We start from the raw sequence: 21,107 nt of genomic DNA, 5'->3' as shown, positions 1-21,107 counted from the left end.
TGTTTACACAAAGTGAAATTTACAGAATTTAAAGAGATTCTTTTATTTTCTGTATAGTTTCTACATTATAACACAAAATACTATGGATAAGCATAATGTTCAAGCACCACACCAGCAAAACAAGCTGGAGTTTCGCTTGAAGAAATTTCTGAAGCGCTAACCCATAGTGATACGATTACAACTAAGACCTATGTTAACACTTCTAATGTGATTCCAATGGCTGTTGGAAAATTTGCTTTAAAGTCTCTAAAACAATAAGGTAAAAATAAGGTGAACTTTGAGGTAAACTTTTCAAAAAAAACACGAAAAAAGCACCCATAAGGTAAACTTTTGAGTGCTTTGAAACGTTGATAGTATCGTATTGATTAACGTTTTGAGAATTGTGATGCTTTACGAGCTTTCTTAAGACCTGGTTTTTTCTACATCATGATATTTATGGTAAATTATCACTAAACTCAAGTTCTTTTGAGAGATAAATCCTCAATCCTTACATATATAACCCTTTTAAAAATCGAGAGGTTATCAAAGGGTTATCACTTTTTTAGTTTTCGGAGCTTATGTAATTAAGAAAGACGAACTACTGTATCACAAAGATGATGTACAGTTTAACAACAAATGTACAGTTTCTTCATTCCTGGACAATTTCTTTTTCTATTCTGAAGATATTATTTCTAGATATTTAAAAATAACAAAACAAATAACAGATTATTTCTAAATATTTGAAAATAATTACTATTTGTATTATACTATCTTTGAGGTAACTATTATGAATTATATTAAAAGACCACATTATTTAGACTTTTTAAGAAGACATCGTGATCGGCCAATCATCAAAGTTGTGAGTGGAGTTAGACGAGCTGGTAAATCTGTTCTCTTTCAACTCTATAAAGAGGAGTTACTAGCAGCTGGAGTAGACGAGGATCAAATCATATCCATCAATTTTGAAGATCTGAGTTATTATGACCTGCGAGATTTTCAAACATTATTCGCTTATATAAAAGAAAGATTAGTTGAGGAAAAAACATACTATATCTTTTTAGATGAAATTCAACATGTTGAAAAATTTGAACTGGTAGCAGATAGTCTATTCATCTTACCAAATGTAGACCTCTATTTGACTGGATCTAACGCCTACTTTATGAGTAGCCAATTAGCAACAAACTTGACTGGTAGGTATGTTGAGATAGAGGTTCTTCCTTTGTCATTTGAAGAATATCTATCAGGTCAATCTCTCTCAGAGAATCTGAATACAACAGAAATTTTTAACAATTATCTCTTTAGTGCTTTCCCTTACTTATTGCAAACATCATCTTACGCTGAAAAAATTGATTATCTCAGAGGAATATATAACTCAATACTGTTAAATGATATTGTCACTAGATTGGGAAATCCAAATCCTACTATTATTGAGCGCATTGTCCGAACCCTTCTCAGTAGTACAGGTAGCTTAATATCAACAAATAAGATTCGCAATACCCTTGTCAGCCAAAATGTTTCAATATCCCACAATACTTTGGAAAATTATTTGACGACTTTGACAGACAGTTTACTTTTTTATTCCGTTCCACGTTTTGATGTAAAAGGCAGAGCATTATTACAACGCTTAGAAAAATATTATCCCGTTGATTTAGGTTTACGACACCTCTTATTGCCAGACCACAAAGAAGATATTGGTCATATCTTGGAAAATATTGTTTATTTGGAATTGAGACGTAGATATTCACAAGTATATGTTGGTAATTTAGATAAATATGAGGTTGATTTTGTTGTTGTAACTGATCTTGGTCACTACGCTTATTATCAGGTCAGTGAAACAACACTTGCTCCAGAAACACTAGAAAGAGAACTTAGACCACTAGAAGCCATTAAAGATCAATTCCCAAAATATCTATTAACAATGGATACAATTCAGCCAACAGCAAATTACAATGGAATTGAGAAAAAAAATATCATAGATTGGTTACTAGAAAAGTAAATAAGTATAAATCATATAGCTAACTAGATTTGCAACAGTCTGTTATCAATGATTCTCCCTAAAACCTAACAAGATATAGTGAATTTAGAACACACTATCTAATGGGATAAAGTGGAATCTATAACTTCTGGAAGAACTATTATTACTCATAATGACGAATCTCCATTGAATTTTAATAACGATTTAATAATCAAACAGACTATAAAGAGACTGAGCAATCAGGCTTTAAAATCAGAAAAACGCATAATATCAAGGATTGAATGAACAACCTTGATATTATGCGTTTTATTATGGAAATATTTGCTTCATTTTCTCCGCAAATAGAGTTTTTGCTATCCTATTTTCTCTATTTTTAATGACTTACTTCAACTTCATACCTCTTGGAAAAAACAACAAAAATACGAACTAGCACAGTTCGGTATCATCAGCAATCCAGAACAATTTGTCTTTACCTATATAGATACAAAGGAAAACATAAACAAACCTCTCCACTCTGATTACCTAAATAACAAAATGAAAAGCATTCGAAAACGTCACAAAGAGTTAGCACACGCTACACCTCATAAATTACGACATACAGGGGCAACGGCTGGAACATCTATTGAAGCTATTTCTGAGGCTCTAACACATAGTGAGACAGGCACAACTCAAATTTATGTCAACACTTCTAATGTAGTTCCTATGGCAGTTGGTGAATTTGCTTTAAAGTCTCTAAAACAATGAGGTGAAAATAAGGTAAACTTTTCAAAAAAACACGAAAAAAGCACCCATAAGGTAAACTTTTGAGTGCTTTGAAACGTTGATATAATCGTATTGATTAACGTTTTGAGAATTGTGATGCTTTACGAGCTTTCTTAAGACCTGGTTTGGAAAGTATGAGTTTCAGTTGGACTAAAAATAGCGTAATATCAAGGTTTTTATGAACGATATTTACTGATTGATTTCATAAAATTTGAATCAATATTTCTTAAATAGGGGAATAGTTCGGTTCTGTAAGTATTAATATAATACACCTACAAAGCTTATTATATCAGATTTTCCCCAGTTTTAGAAAAATAGGTAGAGAAAAAAAACAACATCTGGATTTTCCAAAAAATCTTGACAAAGTCCTCATATAACCGTTTCTGCATTTTATTATATCATTTTTGACTTAGAAAATAATATATAATAGAAGATGATTCGTCTTTTTAAACGGACTTATCAAAAACTGGAATTCTATCAATATTTTGGACACATTTTGGGAGGAAAATTTGAAGGCTAGCGCCCTTCGGTTGCTGGACCCCTTCTACGACCAATTCTCTGTACTCTACAGGGGACTGGTCATTCAATTTTTGTTGAATTCTAGTTTCATTATAAAATATGATGTAATTTTTGACAATATCTGTTATACTATCTCCAGTTATGTTTCTTCACTTATGGAGATAGAAGGTTTCAGACTTTAGGACGGAATGAAACCATTCGATACAGGCATTATCTGCTGGTGTTCCCTTACGGGACATGGAGCGGGTGATGCCTTTTTCTACACAAGCCTGATAGTAAGCTTTTGAGGTGTAAACCGATCCCTGATCACTGTGTAAGATCGCTCCTTGAGGTAATTCCAATTGATGGAGCGTGTCCAACACAAAGTCCGTATCCTGACAATCTGAGATGGTATAAGCCACAATCTCACGATTATAAAGATTCATGATGGAGGACAAGTATAGCTTACATTTACCTAAGTATAAATAAGTAATATCTGTGACAAGCTTCTCCATAGGCTTGTCTGCTTGAAAATCACGATCCAGCTTATTGTCTGTTACATGGTAAGGCTTCCCTAATTTAGGTTCCTTCTTGGGACGGGCACGGCAAAGGTAGCCCTTTTCCTTCATGATACGATAGACCTTCTTGCGATTAACGACGAGGTTATAAACTTTCTTTAGTAAGCGAGTGATGGTTCGATAGCCGTAAATAAAGTGATTTTCTATACAGAGTTGTTCGATTTTATCTGCTATTTCGCCTCTTTTCTGAGAATTCTTACACTCCTGTTTCCAGCGATAAAAGGTGGAGCGTTTGACGCCGAAACATTCTAAAATAATAGATACAGGGAACGTTTTCTTATACTCTTCTACTAGCTTGATAAGACTTACTTTGTCGATTCTCTTATCAAGCTCTGATACTTTTTTAGTAATTCTACCTGCAATCGTAACTGTTCCACTTCAGATAACTGTTTCATCCCATTACCATAAGTATATTGTTTCCCCACGGGTTGGTGGAAACGGTACAATTCATCATTCTGATACCATCGCTACCAGGTCTTGGCCTGACTAGCATTTTTGATGCTGAGGGTATCCATGATAACTTTATTTGATTTGCCTGCCTTCTTCATTTCGATACAGGCTAGCTTAGTTTCTACTGAATATGCTTTTTGACCATAACAAAACACCCCTGTTTCTAGTTTACCACAACAGGAGTGTTTTCTTGTGTCTCATTTTATGGGTGCAGTGCCGACCCTAGGGATTCTTTCGTTCTCATATATACGTCATTAGTATAGGCTAATTTGATTTAAATTGCAAGAGAAATAACATTTTACATAAAAATCGGTGGGTATTTTACAATTTTTGCATATAATAGAGCTAAAAAGCAACTGGTTTTAAGAATTCTTATCTAAAACATTCGAAAATTCCCCTTAACCGTAGCGGAAAGTTGTTTTCTTTGCCCTATTATAATATACTATTACTTACATTAGATGAAAAGGTGACTCTATGACTATAAATCAACTGCTTCAAAAGCTGGAGCCTACTAGCCCTATCCTTCAAGCTAACTTTGGAATTGAACGCGAAAGTCTTCGTGTCGATATACAGGGAAAATTAGCACATACGCCTCACCCTTCCTGCCTAGGAGCTCGAAGTTTCCACCCTTATATTCAAACAGATTTTTGTGAGTTTCAGATGGAACTCATCACACCAGTTGCTAAATCTACCACTGAGGCTCGTCGATTTCTTGGAGCCATTACCGATGTAGCTGGACGTTCCATCAGTAAAGATGAACTTCTCTGGCCCTTGTCCATGCCTCCTCGTATCAACGCCCAAGAAATCCAAGTTGCCCAACTGGAAAATGAATTTGAACGCCATTATCGTAACTACCTAGCCGAAAAATACGGAACTAAACTACAAGCTATCTCAGGTATCCACTATAATATGGAACTAGGGAAAGATTTGGTTGAAGCCCTATTCCAAGAAAGTGACCAGATTGATATAATTGCTTTCAAAAACGCCCTCTATCTCAAGCTGGCTCAGAACTATTTGCGCTATCGTTGGGTGATTACCTATCTCTTTGGTGCTGCACCTGTTGCTGAGCAAGGCTTCTTCGACCAAGAAGTGCCAGAACTCGTGCGTTCCTTCCGAAACAGCGACCATGGTTATGTCAATAAGGAAGAAATACAAGTATCTTTTGCAAGCCTAGAAGACTATGTCTCTGCCATCGAAAACTATATCGAACAAGGTGATTTGATTGCGGAAAAGGAATTTTACTCGGCTGTTCGTTTCCGTGGACAAAAGGTTAATCGCTCCTTCCTTGACAAGGGAATCACCTACCTAGAATTCCGTAACTTCGACCTCAACCCCTTTGAGCGTATCGGTATTAGCCAAACTACCATGGATACCGTACACCTACTCCTTCTAGCCTTCCTCTGGCTGGATACCCCTGAAAATGTTGATCAGGCTCTGGCTCAAGGTCATGCGCTGAATGAAAAAATTGCCCTCTCTCATCCTTTAGAACTTCTACCTTCTGAAGCTGAAACTCAGAACATTACGACAGCTCTAGACCAACTGGTGCAACATTTTGGGCTTGGTGACTATCATCGAGGTCTGGTCAAACAAGTTAAAGATGCCTTTTCAGATTCCAGTCAGACACTAGCTGCTCAACTTCTTCCTCATATCAAAGACAAGTCCCTTTCTGACTTTGCCCTTGACAAGGCGCTTGCCTATCATGATTACGACTGGACTGCCCACTATGCCCTTAAGGGTTATGAGGAGATGGAACTTTCTACCCAGATGCTGCTCTTTGATGCCATTCAAAAAGGGCTTCATTTTGAAATCCTAGATGAGCAGGATCAATTCCTTAAACTCTGGCATAAAGATCATGTTGAGTACGTCAAAAATGGTAACATGACCTCAAAAGACAACTATGTAGTTCCTCTTGCCATGGCTAATAAAACCGTGACCAAAAAAATCCTGGCTGATGCTGGCTTCCCTGTCCCTGCCGGCGACGAATTTACCAGTCTAGAACAAGGTCTAGCCTACTATCCTCTTATCAAGGGCAAACAAATTGTGGTTAAACCAAAATCAACCAACTTCGGTCTGGGCATTTCCATTTTCCAAGAGCCTGCCAGCCTTGATAACTATAAGAAAGCTCTCGAGATTGCCTTTGCAGAAGATACAGCTGTTCTTGTTGAAGAATTTATCCCAGGAACCGAATACCGTTTCTTCATTCTGGACGGGCGTTGTGAGGCTGTCCTCCTTCGTGTCGCTGCTAATGTTGTCGGTGATGGCAAACACACCATTCGTGAATTAGTCGCTCAGAAAAATGCCAATCCATTGCGAGGCCGTGACCACCGCTCACCTCTGGAAATCATTAAGCTAGGAGACATCGAACAATTGATGTTGACTCAGCAAGGTTATGCACCTGATGATATTCTCCCAGAAGGGAAAAAGGTCAATCTCCGCCGTAACTCCAACATCTCTACGGGTGGTGACTCTATTGATGTCACTGAGACAATAGATTCCTCTTACCAAGAATTGGCAGCAGCTATGGCAACTAGCATGGGGGCCTGGGCTTGCGGGGTTGACCTCATCATTCCAGATAGAACTCAGCCTGCTAGCAAGGAAAAACCTCATTGCACTTGTATCGAGCTCAACTTCAATCCCTCTATGTATATTCACACCTACTGTGCTGAAGGTCCTGGACAAGCTATCACTCCAAAAATCCTAGACAAGCTTTTTCCAGAAGTTACCACAAGTCAAACCTAAAACCTAATTCTTAGGAACAAACAAATCACCTTTATCTCGATGATATGATACCTCTTAAGTAGACAAGGTAAATACCTAAAATCTACGGCTCTTTGTCAACTGTAGTGGGTTGAAGAAAAGCTAAGCTCGAGAAAGGACACATTTCGTCCTTTCTTTTTTGATATTCAGAGCGATGAAAATTCGCTTCTTGAAGTTTTCAAAGTTCCGAAAACCAAAGGCATTGCGCTTGATAAGTTTGATGAGATTATTGGTTGCTTCCAATTTGGCGTTGGAATAGGGTAGTTGAAGGGCGTTGACGATTTTCTCTTTGTCCTTTAGAAAGGTTTTAAAGACAGTCTGAAAAAGAGGATGAATCTGCTTTAGATTGTCCTCAATGAGTCCGAAAAATTTTTCTGGTTCCTTATTCTGAAAGTGAAAAAGTAAGAGCTGATAGAGATGATAGTGGTGTTTCAAGTCTTCTGAATAGCTCAAAAGCTTGTCTAGAATTTCTTTATTGCCTAAATTGTCAAATTAAGTTAGACTTTTCAAGTAACTCAGAAAAACTTGGTAGGGTGATTGAAATAGTTCTATATAGTAATTCATAGACTACCCTCTGTTCAACTATTCCCCATTCATCTGTAACAAAAAAATATTTCTCATGATGTCGCCAAATATGTTGTCCATAACCTTTTATTTCCTCAAACTTACTAACTTCTTCCCAGCCTAGTTTACTATATTCCATGTATGTTCTCCGATCTTTTCACTAATATCTTACATTACACCTTCAGGAATATCTCCTGTTGATCATTGTAACTATCTAGTTGACTGTTATACCAAACCCTGGAATTCTGTCAATATCTTCTTTTCCCTATTTTGATTTATTTCTCAGCTATATGGTATATTAGGATACTTTGAATTCACCTTAAACAAAAAAATGCACAAGTTAATTACAACCTGCACATCTTTTTAATTTTATATTTCAAAGAGACTATAAATCAACTTTCCGAAAAATAATGATTTTCCCGAAAGAAATAGATCAACCTAAAAAATCACTGTCTTACTTATGTAATGTTTCTTTAATATAATATAGAAATAAAAAGTATGTAAATGAAAAGATTTATCACATTACTTTTAGTGTCTCTATCTACAATTTTATTAATTGCATGTTCTAACCAATCAAGCAATTCTTTAGATGGCGAATACCGTTGAATAAACGAGAGTAGAAATGAAGTTGCCTTTACCATTTCAGGTAACAAAGGAAATAGCAACAAAGGAGAGGCCGACACCTTTACAATTGATAAAGATAGTGCAACAATCGAACTGACTGGCTCTAATATCATAAACCGAAAAGAGAATTATACCTTCAAGGATGATGTATTCACTGTAGATATTTCAGGAACAAAGCAGGAGTATTACAAAAAGGATAGTGAAGAAATACAGCGACAAGTAAAACACTCAAACTATTTGATATTCTTTATACAATAAAAACGCTTTTGTACTGACCCCAAAAGTTAGATTTTTTCTGTCTAACTTTTTGGGGTCAGTACACACCCGCATAGCGGGTATTTTTTTGTCTCGCACCTAGCGGAGTGAGACAGACTAATAGTCACATAATAAAAAATTTACTTAAAGTCAGATTTCAAATACTGTAGAATAGTTCTTTCTAAAACTTACTCCCAATTTTTTTTGCTCGTATAATTCATCAGGGGTTTGGGGATTCCCCAAAATTCAAATCATCCCAAAAAATACATACACTTTGTGTATACAAATTTTGAGATGATTTTGGGAGTGTGTGTATACAGACTCTGAGCTCGCAAAGTCATATTATGATAAATCTTTCCTTCTCGATAAAATAATTCCAAAAATCGATTTGACTGTCATTTGTGTGTACAAATATTTTAAGAAGATATATAAAAAACGCTGCAAAATTTTTAACAGCGTTTCCTTATTTTAAAATTCTCATATGTCTTTCTTTTTTATGGTTAGCATCGTAGTATTCCAGCATCGCATGATACAAACGAGCCTTCGTTTTATCTTGTTGTTTAATCCCATGAAGAAATAATTCTGCTCGCTTTAATTTCAATATGTATTCGCATATCTGATCAAAATCCTTATCCATATTACTTTTGAAAATAAACATCTTTTTCCTCCATCACATCAACTATTTTTTGCATCAAAATAGACATATCCATTTTGTTTTCATAGCTTATTCTCCCAACTACAGTTGCAAGACGGGCTATAGAATTGATATTCTTTCCTACCTGTTCCAACTCTTCTGTCAAAGGAACTAACGCTTCAAAAGAGACTTTGTGAATGTTCAAATCTGTTCGGATTAATTTTTTTCTAGCAAACTCAGAAAAATTATGAATATTTTCCTTCCTCATACAATCATTTAATTTTTTATTTTCTTCTTCTGTCAAAAATACCTGTTTCAACACCGATTTTATTCTCATAATCTTATCACCTCGTTTTCTTATTTAGTCGTTTCACAAGTTCTTTCACTTGTTTGCTTGTCTTCTTTTCATATCCTATCATCAGCTCAACACAGCAGTGAAATATCCTTACATTATCGAAATCTTCACTTTGTTCCGCTATTCTTTCTAACTGACGTAAGTTATTGATAATTCTTCTAACTTGAAATATAAAGTCATGATAAGATTCAAAATCAAATTGAAGATAAATAGGCGAACTCTTAAACAACATTTTCCTAGCATAAGAGGAAAAATTTAGATGGTTTGTCATTTCAATCAAGTTATTCACTATTTCATTCTGCTCTTCAGTGATATAACATTTCTTTAGAACAGTCCTATATCTACTCATTTATCATATACTTCTTTCGGGCATTTTCATGGGCAATAGCTTTGCACTCTAGCATCCGTTCCTGCTTTAAATTCTCCATAGACTTAAATAAATACGCTAACGGAGAAGTCGCATCCTCAGGAATCCGTTCAATCATGCTAATAACTTCATCACTAGTTACATATCCACTAGCTAAATACTCTCCTATCTTCATCTTCTGAGCATGTGTTAAAGTGTAATTGTTAGGATACAAAAATCTATCATTGTACTTATAAGAAATGGATTCTAACAAAGAATAATATTTAGGCAGAATATAAGTTTCAGGCTTTCTAGAACTATTATCCAGTATATTCTCAATCTCTTTCTTATTCTTACTCTTGTTCTTAATCTCTTGCGTTACATTCTCATTTTCATCCGTTACTGTAACGTTACAGTCTAAAACAAGTTGTGGCTCGCCTGTAATTAGTGCTTTCTGTTTTTGTCTATGACGAGCAACACGTTCCCTAGTTTGTTTCCTAATCTTTTCTAGGCCATCTATATTCTGATGTTTCTCCCATTTTGGAATGGTAATAGCGCCATCTATGATTTCTATCATGCCAAATTCTTCAAACATGCTAAGAGCTAATTTTACAGATGTCGCTTTTCGTCTAAACACTGTTGAAAGCATCTCTTCTGTGTAATATACCTTGTTTCCTAGACTCAGTATGCCACTATTATTTTGCTTTCCTGCAAGTACCAGAATTTTGAACCATATTACAATAAGTGTATCTCCTTCTGGCATCGATTCTATCAACTGAATTTTTTCATCATCAAATATATCTGTTGTTATCTTGATCCACTGAACACCATTCATACGAGTACCTATCTTTCATATTGCTTCAACCATCTTGTTACTGCTCTTTTATCGTATAAAGTCACTCCATCAATCACCATGGTTGGCATTCCTTCTTTCGTCCATTTTTGGATTGTAGTCGTAGATACATCTAACCACCTAGATAGACCTGACATACGAACCATGGGTTTATAAAGTTCTTTATCTTCAAATACTCTTGCCACAGCATTTGAAATCATCTCATCATAATGAGCACGTAATTGATTCTCTAATTCTTTAGGAAGCTGGACAACTAAAGTAGTTTCCGACATAAATTCACACCTCATTTCTAAATTAAATAAGCTCCGAAACTATTTAATTTGTTATTCATTTCGAATTATATATCCTTTTTGAATTTTTGTCAAGCTTTTTTTATTCAAAAAGAATAAAATGTGTTATAATGATAAAAAGGAGGTTCTTATGACCAATCATATTACTAAACTGATAGAAAATAGCGGAAAAAAATTGACAGAAATTAGCGAAGCTACAAATATAGCCTATCCTACACTTTCTGGATACAATCAAGGAATCCGCAAACCTAAAAAAAATAATGCTGAAAAATTAGCAAAATACTTTAATGTTTCCGTCGCTTACATTATGGGGCTTGATAGCAACCCACACGCTCCATCAAATCTTAAAATTGTTACAGACAGTTTCAAAACATCTAAAATTGGTTCTGTGACACCTTTTAAAAGCGATATGGAGAAGTTAAAGAAAAGTATCGAATTTGGCGAAAGGGCATTAACACTACCACTTGATGATAGTTTTTCAGATGAATTTCGTCATATATTCTCAGAATACCTAGCTGAGAAAAACAAACGTTTTATGTCTGAGTTTATAGACTATATGAATCACCAAAATAAAGATTCTAAAGTTTGGCAGAGCTGGATTAAAACAGACGAATACGCTATTCGCCAAGAAGATAGAAAAAATAGATAGACACTCATTTCTCAATTACATAAGCTCCGAAAACTTAGATACGGAGAAAAAATGTCTATACACAAATACAAAACAAAAAAAGGAATCCTATACTATGTCAGCTTTTACATTGGCTTAGATGCTTATGGAAAGAAAAAAAGGCACTTAAAGAGAGGATTCAAAACCAAAAAAGAGGCAAAATTGTACGAAGCTCGTTTAGAAGCTGGTGTCGTCGCCCCCACAGTAAATACCGACAAAACTAACCCCAAAGTCACTTATAAAGAACTGTATCAAGAATGGTTTAAGGCCTATGTTGGTACCGTTGAAGAAACAACTTCTTCCCAAACAAAGAATATCTATCGAATACATATTCTACCAATATTTGGCGATAAATTTATTGACCAAGTCAGTCCTTTAGATTGTCAAAATTTTATCACACAAAAATCTCAGACTTTCAAAAATATCAAACAGATAAAATCCTATACCTCAAAAATTTTTGATTTTGCAATCAACATGAACTACATTGATCGAAATCCAATGAAGAATGTTATCATGCCTAAAATCAAAAAAACTAGATCAGATAATTTTTGGTCTCTGGAGGAATTACATCATTTCCTTGATATAGTGAAAGAAACTGAGCCATTTAAACATTTTGCTTTATTTAGACTGCTTGCATTTAGTGGACTACGAAAAGGGGAGTTATACGCTTTAAAATGGGCTGATATTAACTTTGACAGCAATCTATTGAACATAGATAAAAGTCTAGGAAGAATTGACGGTAAAGCGATTGAAAAGAGCACAAAGAATGAATCTTCAGTTCGTACAATCTATCTTGATGATGAGACAATCGATATTATTAAGCAATGGAGAAATTTCTATCTGAAAGAACAATCTCAGTTTCCTCTTACAAAGCTGAATATTAGTAACGAATATATGTTCTATTACATATCAAGTAATGACAAAATTGAACCTTTGCATGCTGATTACATTAATAACGTACTGAATCGAATTATTAAAAAGCATAAATTAAAACCAATTAGCCCACATGGGTTTAGACATACACATGCAACACTTATGTCTGAAATTGGAATCGATCCTTCTAATACATCAAAACGTCTCGGTCATGCAAGCAGTCAGATGACATTAGATGTCTATACTCACACCACAAAAACTGGTGAGAAAAACTCTATTGACAAATTTGCAGATTATCTCAATAAAGCAAAATAGAATTATGATTTTTAAAATTTTGAAGAGGTTATCAGAAAGTTATCACAAAGCTATTCTAGCTCAAAAATCGACAAAAAAGCACTTTGCAAAATCTTTGCAAAGTGCTTTGAAACGTTGATATAATCGTATTGATTAACGTTTTGAGAATTGTGATGCTTTACGAGCTTTCTTAAGACCTGGTTTCTTACGTTCAACTTTACGTGAGTCACGTGTAAGAAGTCCTGCGCGTTTCAATGAATCGCGGAAGTCTGGGTCTACTTGAAGAAGGGCACGAGCGATACCGTGACGGATAGCTCCTGATTGACCAGCGTATCCACCACCTACAACGTTAACGAAAACGTCGTATGAACCTACAGTTGAAGTAACTGCGAATGGTTGGTTGATTACAAGACGAAGGTCAGCGTGTGGGATGTACTCTTCAACATCTTTTTTGTTAACAGTGATTTTACCAGTTCCTGGAACAAGGCGAACGCGTGCAACAGCGTTTTTACGACGTCCAGTACCTGCATATTGTGCTTGTGACATACTTTATTGTTCCTTTCCTTAGATAAGTCCTGAAATATCAAGAACTTCTGGTTGTTGTGCAGCGTGAGTGTGCTCAGCTCCAACGAATACTTTCAATTTCATACCTTGAGCGCGGCCAAGAGTATTGTGTGGAAGCATACCTTTAACTGATTTTTCGATCAAACGTACTGCATTTTTAGAACGAAGTTCACCAGCAGAGATTTGTTTCAATCCACCTGGGTGGTTTGAGTGAGTGTAGTAGATCTTATCAGTTGCTTTTTTACCAGTCAATTTAACTTTTTCAGCATTGATAACGATTACGAAGTCACCTGTATCAGTGTGTGGTGTGAATGTTGGTTTGTTTTTTCCGCGAAGTACGCTAGCAACAACTGCTGAAAGGCGTCCAAGAGGTACATCAGTTGCGTCAACAACGTACCATTTGCGTTCTACTTGGCCTGGTTTAGCCATGAATGTAGTTTTGTTCATGATTTCTCCTATATGAATATCGTTTTTGTTTACTGGGCGGATGTTCCGGTCCGCGGGGTATTTGAAAGGTTCCGGGGCCTTACAAATGGGGTAAACAATACCGTCTACTATCATACCAAATTTTACTACTAAAAGTCAATAGATATGAAAAATATTTTTGCCGATTTCAGTGTTTAACATCTAGAAAAACCTCGCTTTTGCGAGGCTCTCCTATTTATAAGCTAAAGCGCGTTTAAAGGTTTTCCAGATTCCCAAATCATCCGTTTGAAGGACTAGACTAGCATACATGCGTCCGATAAAGGCTGTTGCGGTTACTGCAAAAACAACCGTTATGGCAAGTGAAATCCAAGCTTCTAGACCACTTGCATATCCATTTATAGCTCTAAATGGCATAAAGAAGGTCGATATGAAAGGAATATAGGAACCAATTTTCAAAACCAAATTGTCTCCTGCAGCACCTAGAGCAGTCACTCCAACGAATCCTGCGATAATCAAGATCATCAATGGTGACAAGGCTTTCCCTGAATCCTCAGGGCGAGAAACCATAGAACCTAGGAAGGCTGCCAAAACAACATACATAAAGAGACTAACCAATACAAACAATAAGGTATTGAGCGAGAAGGCATCTCCTAGATGATTTAAAATACCAGATTGAGCCAAGATTGGTAGGTCTTTAAAGAGAAGAATGGCAGCCAGCCCACCCACGACGTAAATGCCAATATGGGTCAAAATCACAAGAAGCAGAGCCAGCATGCGAGCATAGAAATAATGACTAGCTTGAATACTAGAGAAGACCACTTCCATGATTTTGGTCCCTTTTTCACTAGCCACTTCCTGAGCAGTGACACTAGCATAGGTAATCAAAATCATATAAAGGAAGAAACCAAGCCCTGCGGCCGCAATGGTTTGAACAATTTTTTTGTTTTCCTTAGATTCATCAATCTTCTCAGTAAAGTCAACGGTTTGACTCAGGCGCTTTTCCTGCTCTTGAGACAAATTAGCTGCCGAGCGATTAAGTTGGTATTGAAGCTCATTGAGTTTATTGGTTACTGCTAGCTTGATACCACTTTCAAGAGAAGTTTCACCATGATAGACGGCCTTGAGGACGCTGTCCTCTTGGTCAATGGTTAGGTAACCCTTGATTTTCTCATCTTTGATAGCAGCTTGGGCACTGGCTTCATCCTTGTAATCAAAGTTGATACCATTGGTACCCTTGAGTCCCTCAGCTACAGATGGCACTGTTGTTACTACCGCTACCTTGCTATTTTTAGCCATCGAAGAATTTTGGAGATAGCCGATTCCTGCAGATAAAGCCAAAAAGAGGAACGGCGAAATCACCATAAAGAAGAAACTCCATGACTTGACATGTCGCAGATAAGTTTCTTTAATAACTACCCACATATTTCTCATACTTCCACCCCTGATTCTAGTTTAAAGATTTCATCGATTGTTGGAGCTTGTTGGTCAAAGGTCGCGATGTATTGACCTTGAGTGAGGATGGGGAAGAGTTCCCTTCCAGCTCTCTCATCATCTAGGATTAATTTCCAACTGCCTTGCTTGGTCAAGCTCACCTGTTTGACATGAGGAAGACTTTCCAGTTCTTCCTTGCTTCGTTCACTTGAAACAAAAAGACGTGTTTTCCCGTATTGATTGCGAACATCCTGAACTGGTCCATGCAAGACCACACGCCCATCTCGAATCATCAGGATATCATCGCAAAGTTCCTCAACGTTGGTCATGACATGGTCAGAAAAGATAATGATTGCACCGCGCTCTTTCTCTTTCAAGATGACCTGTTTGAGCAACTCGGTATTGACTGGATCCAAACCACTAAAAGGCTCATCCAAGATAATCAAGTCTGGCTCATGGATCAGGGTGATAATGAGCTGAATTTTCTGCTGATTCCCTTTGGAAAGACTCTTGATTTTGTCGGTCAATTTACCCTTCACTTCCAATTTTTCCATCCATTGAGGGAGTTTCTCCTTGACTTCCTTGGCATCCATGCCCTTTAGAGTCGCCAAGTAGCGAACTTGTTCAAAGACTGTCAGCTTGGGCATAAGACTGCGTTCCTCAGGCAGATAGCCAATCCGAGCGTAGGTTTCCTGACGAATCTCCTGCCCATCCAGACTGATCTCTCCTTGATACTCTAAAAATTTCAACATACTGTGGAAAATCGTTGTTTTCCCAGCACCATTTTTCCCGACCAAGCCCAGAATTCGTCCTGGGCTTGCCTGAAAATCGATACCAAACAGGACTTGCTTGGAACCGAAACTTTTCTCTAGATTTCTTACTTCTAGCATTTTCCACCTCCGAAATATGTTGCACTTATTATACTCCTTTTTGATAGCCTTTACAAGGATTTATGTACATTTTTATCTTGTCCATCCCAGCTTAAAAACTACGTCCCCTAAGGGTCTTAAGTGCCTAAGTGATAGAACAATTATAGCCCATTAAAGTGCATACAAGAACTTTTACTCCTCAATTGTCCATTTTTGATCCTGAATTGTCATTTTAAAAAGCAAAAATCCACCCCGAAGGATGGATTGATGATTTAACGCACTTCTGCCTTCACTTTTTCTTCAAGTGATGCTTGGATTTTTTCCATGTAGCGTGCGACTTCTTCGTCTGTTAGGCTGTCTTCTGGATTTTGGAAGGTCAAGCTATAGGCCATTGACTTCATACCAAGTCCTAATTTTTCACCTGAGAAGACGTCAAAGAGTTTGATATCTGTCAAACGTTTCACGCCTGCAGCTTGGATAGCGTCTACAACTTCTTGATGAGTGACTTCCGCTTTGAGGAGTAGAGCTACATCACGACTGACTGCTGGGAATTTGGTGATTTCCACAAATGGAGCAGCTGGTTGAAGCGCAGCTTCGATGGCTGAAAGGTTGAGCTCAGCTACATACGTTTCTGGAATATCGTAAGCCTTGGCAGTGACTGGATGCACTTGGCCAAGGAAACCAAGAACTTGGTCACCGAGTGAAATCACGGCTGTACGTCCTGGGTGGAGACTTGCAATCTCAGCTGTTGCTGTATAAGTCACTTCTAGTCCCAAGCGAGTAAAGAGCGCTTCAAGGATTCCCTTAGCATAGAAGAAATCAACTGGAACTGCTGCCGTTTGGAAGTCTTTTTCAGCAACCAAGCCTGTCAAGGCAAAGGCAAAGCTGTTGATCTCGTTTGGTAGATCTTCTTTTGGATTGCCTGTTTGTTCAAAGACTTTTCCAATCTCGTAAAGTGCCAAGTTTTTGTTCTTACGAGCCACGTTGTAGGCCACCGTATCCAAAATACCTGAGATCATATTTTGGCGGAGGACTGAACGGTCCACAGTCATTGGCCACATGAGTTCTGTAAGGTTACTTGGTTGAGCTGTAAACTCAACTGCTTTTTCTGGAGTTGTCAGAGCGTAGGTAATGATTTCTGTCAAACCTGCTCCTTCAGAGATAGTACGGACTTGGCGACGCAATTTTTGTGTTGCAGTCAATTCACCTGCTGTACCATCATCTTTTGGAAGACTGGTTGGCAAACGGTCATAACCATAGATACGAGCGATTTCTTCAAAGAGGTCCGCTTCGATGGCGATATCCCAACGACGACGTGGAACGCTAACGGTAAAGCCGTCTTCATTTCCAGAAAGACCAAAGCCAAGACGACGGAAGACATCTTCGACATCAGCGTATGAAAGTTCTGTTCCAAGGACACGGTTGACATCGGCAAGAGTTGAAGATACTTCTACATCTGAAGTGTCAAGCTCACCCGCTGAAACGATGCCCTTACGCACCGTCGCACCTGCAAGTTCTGCAATCATGCTAGCTGCAGCATCCAAGGCCTCATTGACTGTTGCCACATTGATCCCTTTTTCAAAGCGAGAAGATGATTCTGAACGAAGGTTGAGGCGACCGCTGGTCTTACGGATAGATTTTCCATTGAAAACAGCAGCTTCAAGGACAACACGACTAGATTTTTCAGAGATTTCTGTTGCTTGACCACCCATGACACCTGCAAGGGCTACTGGTTTGTCAGCAACAGTGACGACTAAGTCATTTGTTTCCAACTCACGTTCTTCACCGTCCAAGGTCACCAACTTTTCACCAGCACGCGCTTCACGCACACGGATGTCAGTCCCTTCAAAGGTATCCAAGTCAAAGGCATGCATAGGCTGACCAAAGTAGAGTAGGATATAGTTGGTCACGTCGACCACATTGTTAATCGGACGGATGCCTTCGTTCATAAGAAGGTTTTGCAACCATTGTGGACTTGGTGCGATGGTCACATTGTCCAAGATACGGGCCGCATAATATGGCGCCTTATCTGTTTCAATGCTGACAGAAAGAGCATCTGCTGCACTTTCATTTGTTTCTGTTAAACTGAATTCCTTAAAGCTAACTGCCTTGTCATAGATAGCTGCCACTTCGTGCGCTACTCCACGCATAGATAGAGCATCTGCACGGTTTGGAGTGATGGAAAGTTCGATAATTTCATCATCCAAGTCTAGGTAAGAAAAGACCTCGTCCCCAGGAATAGCATCTTGAGGCAAGATTTGGATACCATCTGCGAATTCCTTTGGCACAACGGAGTCAGAAATACCTAATTCACCAAGTGAGCAAATCATTCCGAGAGACTCTAAACCACGGATTTTCCCTTTTTTGATCTTGTAATTGTCCGCGATACGAGCTCCCGGAAGTGCCACCATGACCTTGATACCAGCACGCACATTTGGAGCACCACAAACGATTTGACGGGCTTCTTCTTCGCCAACGTTAACCTGACAAACATGAAGGTGAGTTTCTGGCACATCTTCGCAAGACAAGACCTCACCGACGACAATTTTTGAGAGACCGGCAGCCGGTGATTCGACACCTTCGACCTCAATCCCTGTAGTTGACATTTTTTCAGCCAACTCTTGTGATGGCACATCAATGTCCACCAATTCTTTTAACCATTTATAAGATACAAGCATAATTTAGTTTTCCAGAATGACAGTTGTCACTCTAGTTTTTTCCTTTCCTATCATTTCAATAGAAGAATCCTCTTCTTACCTTAATTTCTTTTTCAGTAACCAATCCGTATCTACTTTTTGACCAACCATAAAATGATGTTGGCTAAATTTTTCAAAACCATATCGATTATAAAACGCTTGAGCTTTTGTATTATGCTCCCAAACACCTAGCCAAGCCCAGGAAAAACCATTTTTTTCAGCAAGTTCAAGAGCGAATTCAAACAGTTGCTTACCAAGTCCAAATCCTTGATATGTTTGTAGCACATAGAGGCGTTGAATTTCAAAAGCGTTCTCTAATTCCCTCTCAGTTTGAGCATTTCCCCAGTTGACTTTGAGAAAACCGGCTATCTCCTCTTCATGCATAATGAAATAAGTTTCGGAGTCAGGATTTTCCAACTCAGTTGACAAAGTTCTCAGGCTATATGCCTCTTCAAAGTATTCCTGTAACTGCTCTTCCCTATTATCATGCGCAAATGTTTCACGAAAGGTTTGTTTGGCAATTTTAGCCAACATCTCAACATCTGCCATTTCTACTTTTCTAATCATTATTTAAACTGTTCTGAGAAGCGGACATCTCCTTGGTAGAATCCACGGATATCGTTGATTCCGTAACGGAGCATAGCTACACGCTCTTGTCCAAGACCAAAGGCAAATCCAGAGTAAACAGTCGCATCGATTCCACTCATTTCAAGGACACGTGGGTGAACCATACCGGCTCCCATAATCTCAATCCAACCTGTTTTCTTACATACGTTACAGCCTTCTCCACCACACTTGAAGCAAGAAACATCCACCTCAACAGATGGCTCTGTGAATGGGAAATAAGATGGGCGCAGACGAATTTGACGCTCTTCACCAAACATCTTTTGGACAATCAACTGAAGGGTTCCTTGAAGATCTGCCATGGAGATGTTTTTCCCAACAACCAATCCTTCGATTTGGTGGAACTGGTGACTGTGGGTCGCATCGTCCGTATCACGACGGAACACACGCCCTGGTGAGATCATTTTCAAAGGACCTTTTGAAAAATCATGGGCGTCCATGGCACGCGCTTGAACTGGAGACGTGTGAGTACGAAGCAAGATTTCTTCTGTGATGTAGAAAGTATCCTGCATATCACGAGCTGGGTGATCTTTTGGAAGGTTCATACGCTCGAAGTTATAGTAGTCTTGCTCCACTTCAAAACCATCCACGACTTGGTACCCCATCCCGATGAAAATATCTTCGATTTCTTCACTGGTTTGTGTAAGAACATGACGGTGACCAGTCGCAACTGGACGACCTGGAAGTGTTACATCGATACTCTCACTAGTCAGTTGAGCTGCGACTTTCTTTTCTTCCAAGAGCTTAGCCGTTTCTTCAAAAGCGGCCGTCAAAACATCACGAGCCTCGTTGACGTGTTTCCCGATGATTGGGCGCATCTCAGCCGACACATCTTTCATCCCTTTGAGGATTTCAGTAAGCGAACCTTTTTTACCTAGGACAGAGACACGCAAATCCTGCATCTCTTTTTCATTTTCAGCAGAAATCTGCTTCAAGCTAGCCAGCGTTTCTTCACGAAGCGCTTTTAATTGTTCTTCAATAGTTGACATAATTCCTCCATCAGTCGCTCGTAGATAAAAAGAAAACCACATGTCAAAAACTCCACTCGGAGCGTTGACACGCGGTACCATCCGTTTCATCTGACAAGTCAGACCTTCATTTCTAAATCCATGCGCAAGTGAATTCACTCAGCTTTCATATAGAGAGCTTGCAGTCATGGCTCTCCTCCCTAATATACTTCCCTTGAGTTACTAGTCTTGCGGATTCCTATTCAATTACTACATAGTTTATCAGATTTTTAGTTAAAAAACAAGTTAGACCAGACTAATTTCAATATAAAAAGGAACAAGACGCAATGCACTACCTATTTGTAAGATCTGTTTCATCCGCTTTCCTTTTCAATAAAAGAGTTGCTGCTTGATTAAAACCATCGCACCAGTTATACCATTTTGCTTCATACTCATCTTGAGCTAAGATACAGTCTTTTAAATCCAAAACAGAGTAAATCTTTCTTTCCTCGCAAGCTTGCGCATAGAGATGATATAGTTCATCGCCACCATCTCTATCCCACTCAGCAGAAATCATATTCCTACCCGCCAATAAAGCCTGATAAGCCCTGTGATGGCCATCTGTAATAAACAAGCAATCTCCGAACGCAAGAATACTGATTGGAGCAACATTGATTATTTCTGCCGACTGATAAAGTGTCTGGATGCCTTCTAGTTTCTTTTCTGATAAGTATAGTTGAGTCGGATGGAGAGCTTTTATGTCGACTTTCATTTCTTTCTACTCAAGGGAATTCGA

The 21,107-nt window shown here is 38.1% G+C and carries 18 protein-coding genes and 4 pseudogenes; 7 read left to right on the top strand and 15 right to left on the bottom strand.

Going from position 1 to position 21,107, the window contains the following annotated elements; translation table 11 throughout:
- Positions 1-99 precede the first annotated feature (99 nt).
- The 3 genes and pseudogenes from ACXYSL_RS07550 to ACXYSL_RS07540 all read left to right on the top strand — a co-directional run.
- Positions 100-258 (top strand): annotated as a pseudogene (locus ACXYSL_RS07550) (site-specific integrase); the annotation flags it as partial.
- Between the two features lie 508 nt (positions 259-766).
- On the top strand, positions 767-1,975 hold the full coding sequence (locus tag ACXYSL_RS07545) for an ATP-binding protein (protein ID WP_458624395.1): 1,209 nt from the start codon (positions 767-769) through the stop codon (positions 1,973-1,975).
- A 339-nt stretch (positions 1,976-2,314) separates the two neighbouring features.
- Positions 2,315-2,698, top strand: coding sequence for a tyrosine-type recombinase/integrase (locus ACXYSL_RS07540; RefSeq protein ID WP_458624447.1), 384 nt, complete (start codon positions 2,315-2,317; stop codon positions 2,696-2,698).
- 572 nt (positions 2,699-3,270) lie between these two features.
- On the opposite strand, the pseudogene ACXYSL_RS07535 reads toward ACXYSL_RS07540, so the two are convergent.
- Positions 3,271-4,340, bottom strand: a pseudogene (locus tag ACXYSL_RS07535) (IS3 family transposase); the annotation flags it as partial.
- Between the two features lie 376 nt (positions 4,341-4,716).
- Between ACXYSL_RS07535 and gshAB the strand changes: the two are divergent.
- On the top strand, positions 4,717-6,981 hold the full coding sequence (gene gshAB, locus ACXYSL_RS07530; RefSeq protein ID WP_458624394.1) for a bifunctional glutamate--cysteine ligase GshA/glutathione synthetase GshB: 2,265 nt from the start codon (positions 4,717-4,719) through the stop codon (positions 6,979-6,981).
- Between the two features lie 120 nt (positions 6,982-7,101).
- Here the strand turns inward: gshAB and ACXYSL_RS07525 are convergent.
- Positions 7,102-7,485 (bottom strand): annotated as a pseudogene (locus tag ACXYSL_RS07525) (transposase); the annotation flags it as partial.
- A gap of 1 nt (position 7,486) precedes the next feature.
- The gene (locus tag ACXYSL_RS07520; protein WP_000456789.1) at positions 7,487-7,702 is read right to left on the bottom strand and encodes a hypothetical protein; all 216 of its coding nucleotides are present in this window, start codon (positions 7,700-7,702) and stop codon (positions 7,487-7,489) included.
- 365 nt (positions 7,703-8,067) lie between these two features.
- On the opposite strand from ACXYSL_RS07520, the pseudogene ACXYSL_RS07515 reads away from it, so the two are divergent.
- A pseudogene (locus ACXYSL_RS07515) lies at positions 8,068-8,445 on the top strand (hypothetical protein).
- A gap of 460 nt (positions 8,446-8,905) precedes the next feature.
- Here ACXYSL_RS07515 and ACXYSL_RS07510 read toward each other — a convergent pair.
- The 4 genes from ACXYSL_RS07510 to ACXYSL_RS07495 all read right to left on the bottom strand — a co-directional run bounded on the left by ACXYSL_RS07510 (position 8,906) and on the right by ACXYSL_RS07495 (position 10,902).
- Positions 8,906-9,100, bottom strand: coding sequence for a hypothetical protein (locus tag ACXYSL_RS07510; protein ID WP_000469564.1), 195 nt, complete (start codon positions 9,098-9,100; stop codon positions 8,906-8,908).
- Positions 9,081-9,413 carry a hypothetical protein gene (locus tag ACXYSL_RS07505; protein ID WP_049531919.1) on the bottom strand — a complete coding sequence of 111 codons (333 nt, stop codon included), beginning with the start codon at positions 9,411-9,413 and terminating at the stop codon, positions 9,081-9,083. Before ACXYSL_RS07505 ends, ACXYSL_RS07510 begins: the two co-directional genes overlap by 20 nt.
- A gap of 359 nt (positions 9,414-9,772) precedes the next feature.
- The gene (locus tag ACXYSL_RS07500; RefSeq protein WP_049531917.1) at positions 9,773-10,612 is read right to left on the bottom strand and encodes a phage replisome organizer N-terminal domain-containing protein; all 840 of its coding nucleotides are present in this window, start codon (positions 10,610-10,612) and stop codon (positions 9,773-9,775) included.
- An 8-nt stretch (positions 10,613-10,620) separates the two neighbouring features.
- Positions 10,621-10,902 carry a DNA-binding protein gene (locus ACXYSL_RS07495; RefSeq protein ID WP_049531916.1) on the bottom strand — a complete coding sequence of 94 codons (282 nt, stop codon included), beginning with the start codon at positions 10,900-10,902 and terminating at the stop codon, positions 10,621-10,623.
- Between the two features lie 148 nt (positions 10,903-11,050).
- Here ACXYSL_RS07495 and ACXYSL_RS07490 point away from each other — a divergent pair, with 148 nt between their 5' ends.
- Positions 11,051-11,569 carry a helix-turn-helix domain-containing protein gene (locus ACXYSL_RS07490; RefSeq protein ID WP_102210592.1) on the top strand — a complete coding sequence of 173 codons (519 nt, stop codon included), beginning with the start codon at positions 11,051-11,053 and terminating at the stop codon, positions 11,567-11,569.
- Between the two features lie 51 nt (positions 11,570-11,620).
- Complete coding sequence (locus tag ACXYSL_RS07485; RefSeq protein WP_458624393.1) at positions 11,621-12,775, top strand: site-specific integrase; 1,155 nt, start codon at positions 11,621-11,623, stop codon at positions 12,773-12,775.
- A 132-nt stretch (positions 12,776-12,907) separates the two neighbouring features.
- On the opposite strand, the gene rpsI is transcribed toward ACXYSL_RS07485, so the two are convergent.
- From rpsI to ACXYSL_RS07445, 8 genes are all read right to left on the bottom strand, one after another.
- Positions 12,908-13,300 (bottom strand): 30S ribosomal protein S9, encoded by a 393-nt coding sequence (gene rpsI, locus ACXYSL_RS07480; protein WP_000075973.1) that lies wholly within the window; start codon positions 13,298-13,300, stop codon positions 12,908-12,910.
- Positions 13,301-13,318: 18 nt separating this feature from the next.
- Positions 13,319-13,765, bottom strand: a complete 447-nt coding sequence (gene rplM / locus ACXYSL_RS07475) for a 50S ribosomal protein L13 (protein ID WP_001044624.1) — start codon at positions 13,763-13,765, stop codon at positions 13,319-13,321.
- Between the two features lie 210 nt (positions 13,766-13,975).
- A complete protein-coding gene (locus ACXYSL_RS07470; RefSeq protein WP_458624392.1) occupies positions 13,976-15,175 on the bottom strand; it encodes an ABC transporter permease in 1,200 nt (399 codons plus the stop codon).
- Positions 15,172-16,065 carry an ABC transporter ATP-binding protein gene (locus tag ACXYSL_RS07465; protein ID WP_458624391.1) on the bottom strand — a complete coding sequence of 298 codons (894 nt, stop codon included), beginning with the start codon at positions 16,063-16,065 and terminating at the stop codon, positions 15,172-15,174. The genes ACXYSL_RS07470 and ACXYSL_RS07465 overlap by 4 nt, the downstream gene beginning before the upstream one ends.
- A 251-nt stretch (positions 16,066-16,316) precedes the next feature.
- Positions 16,317-18,722: a phenylalanine--tRNA ligase subunit beta gene (gene pheT, locus ACXYSL_RS07460; protein WP_458624390.1), complete on the bottom strand. Its 2,406-nt coding sequence runs from the start codon at positions 18,720-18,722 to the stop codon at positions 16,317-16,319.
- Positions 18,723-18,797: 75 nt separating this feature from the next.
- On the bottom strand, positions 18,798-19,307 hold the full coding sequence (locus ACXYSL_RS07455; RefSeq protein WP_458624389.1) for an N-acetyltransferase family protein: 510 nt from the start codon (positions 19,305-19,307) through the stop codon (positions 18,798-18,800).
- Complete coding sequence (gene pheS / locus ACXYSL_RS07450) at positions 19,307-20,353, bottom strand: phenylalanine--tRNA ligase subunit alpha (RefSeq protein ID WP_084911780.1); 1,047 nt, start codon at positions 20,351-20,353, stop codon at positions 19,307-19,309. The genes ACXYSL_RS07455 and pheS overlap by 1 nt, the downstream gene beginning before the upstream one ends.
- A gap of 310 nt (positions 20,354-20,663) precedes the next feature.
- Positions 20,664-21,083 (bottom strand): chromosome partitioning protein ParB, encoded by a 420-nt coding sequence (locus ACXYSL_RS07445; protein WP_458624388.1) that lies wholly within the window; start codon positions 21,081-21,083, stop codon positions 20,664-20,666.
- Positions 21,084-21,107: the final 24 nt, after the last annotated feature.

The sequence above is a fragment of the Streptococcus sp. V913 genome (assembly GCF_054353455.1).
The sequence above is the reverse complement of the archived record's forward strand: the minus strand, read 5'-3'. Positions and strand labels throughout refer to the sequence as shown.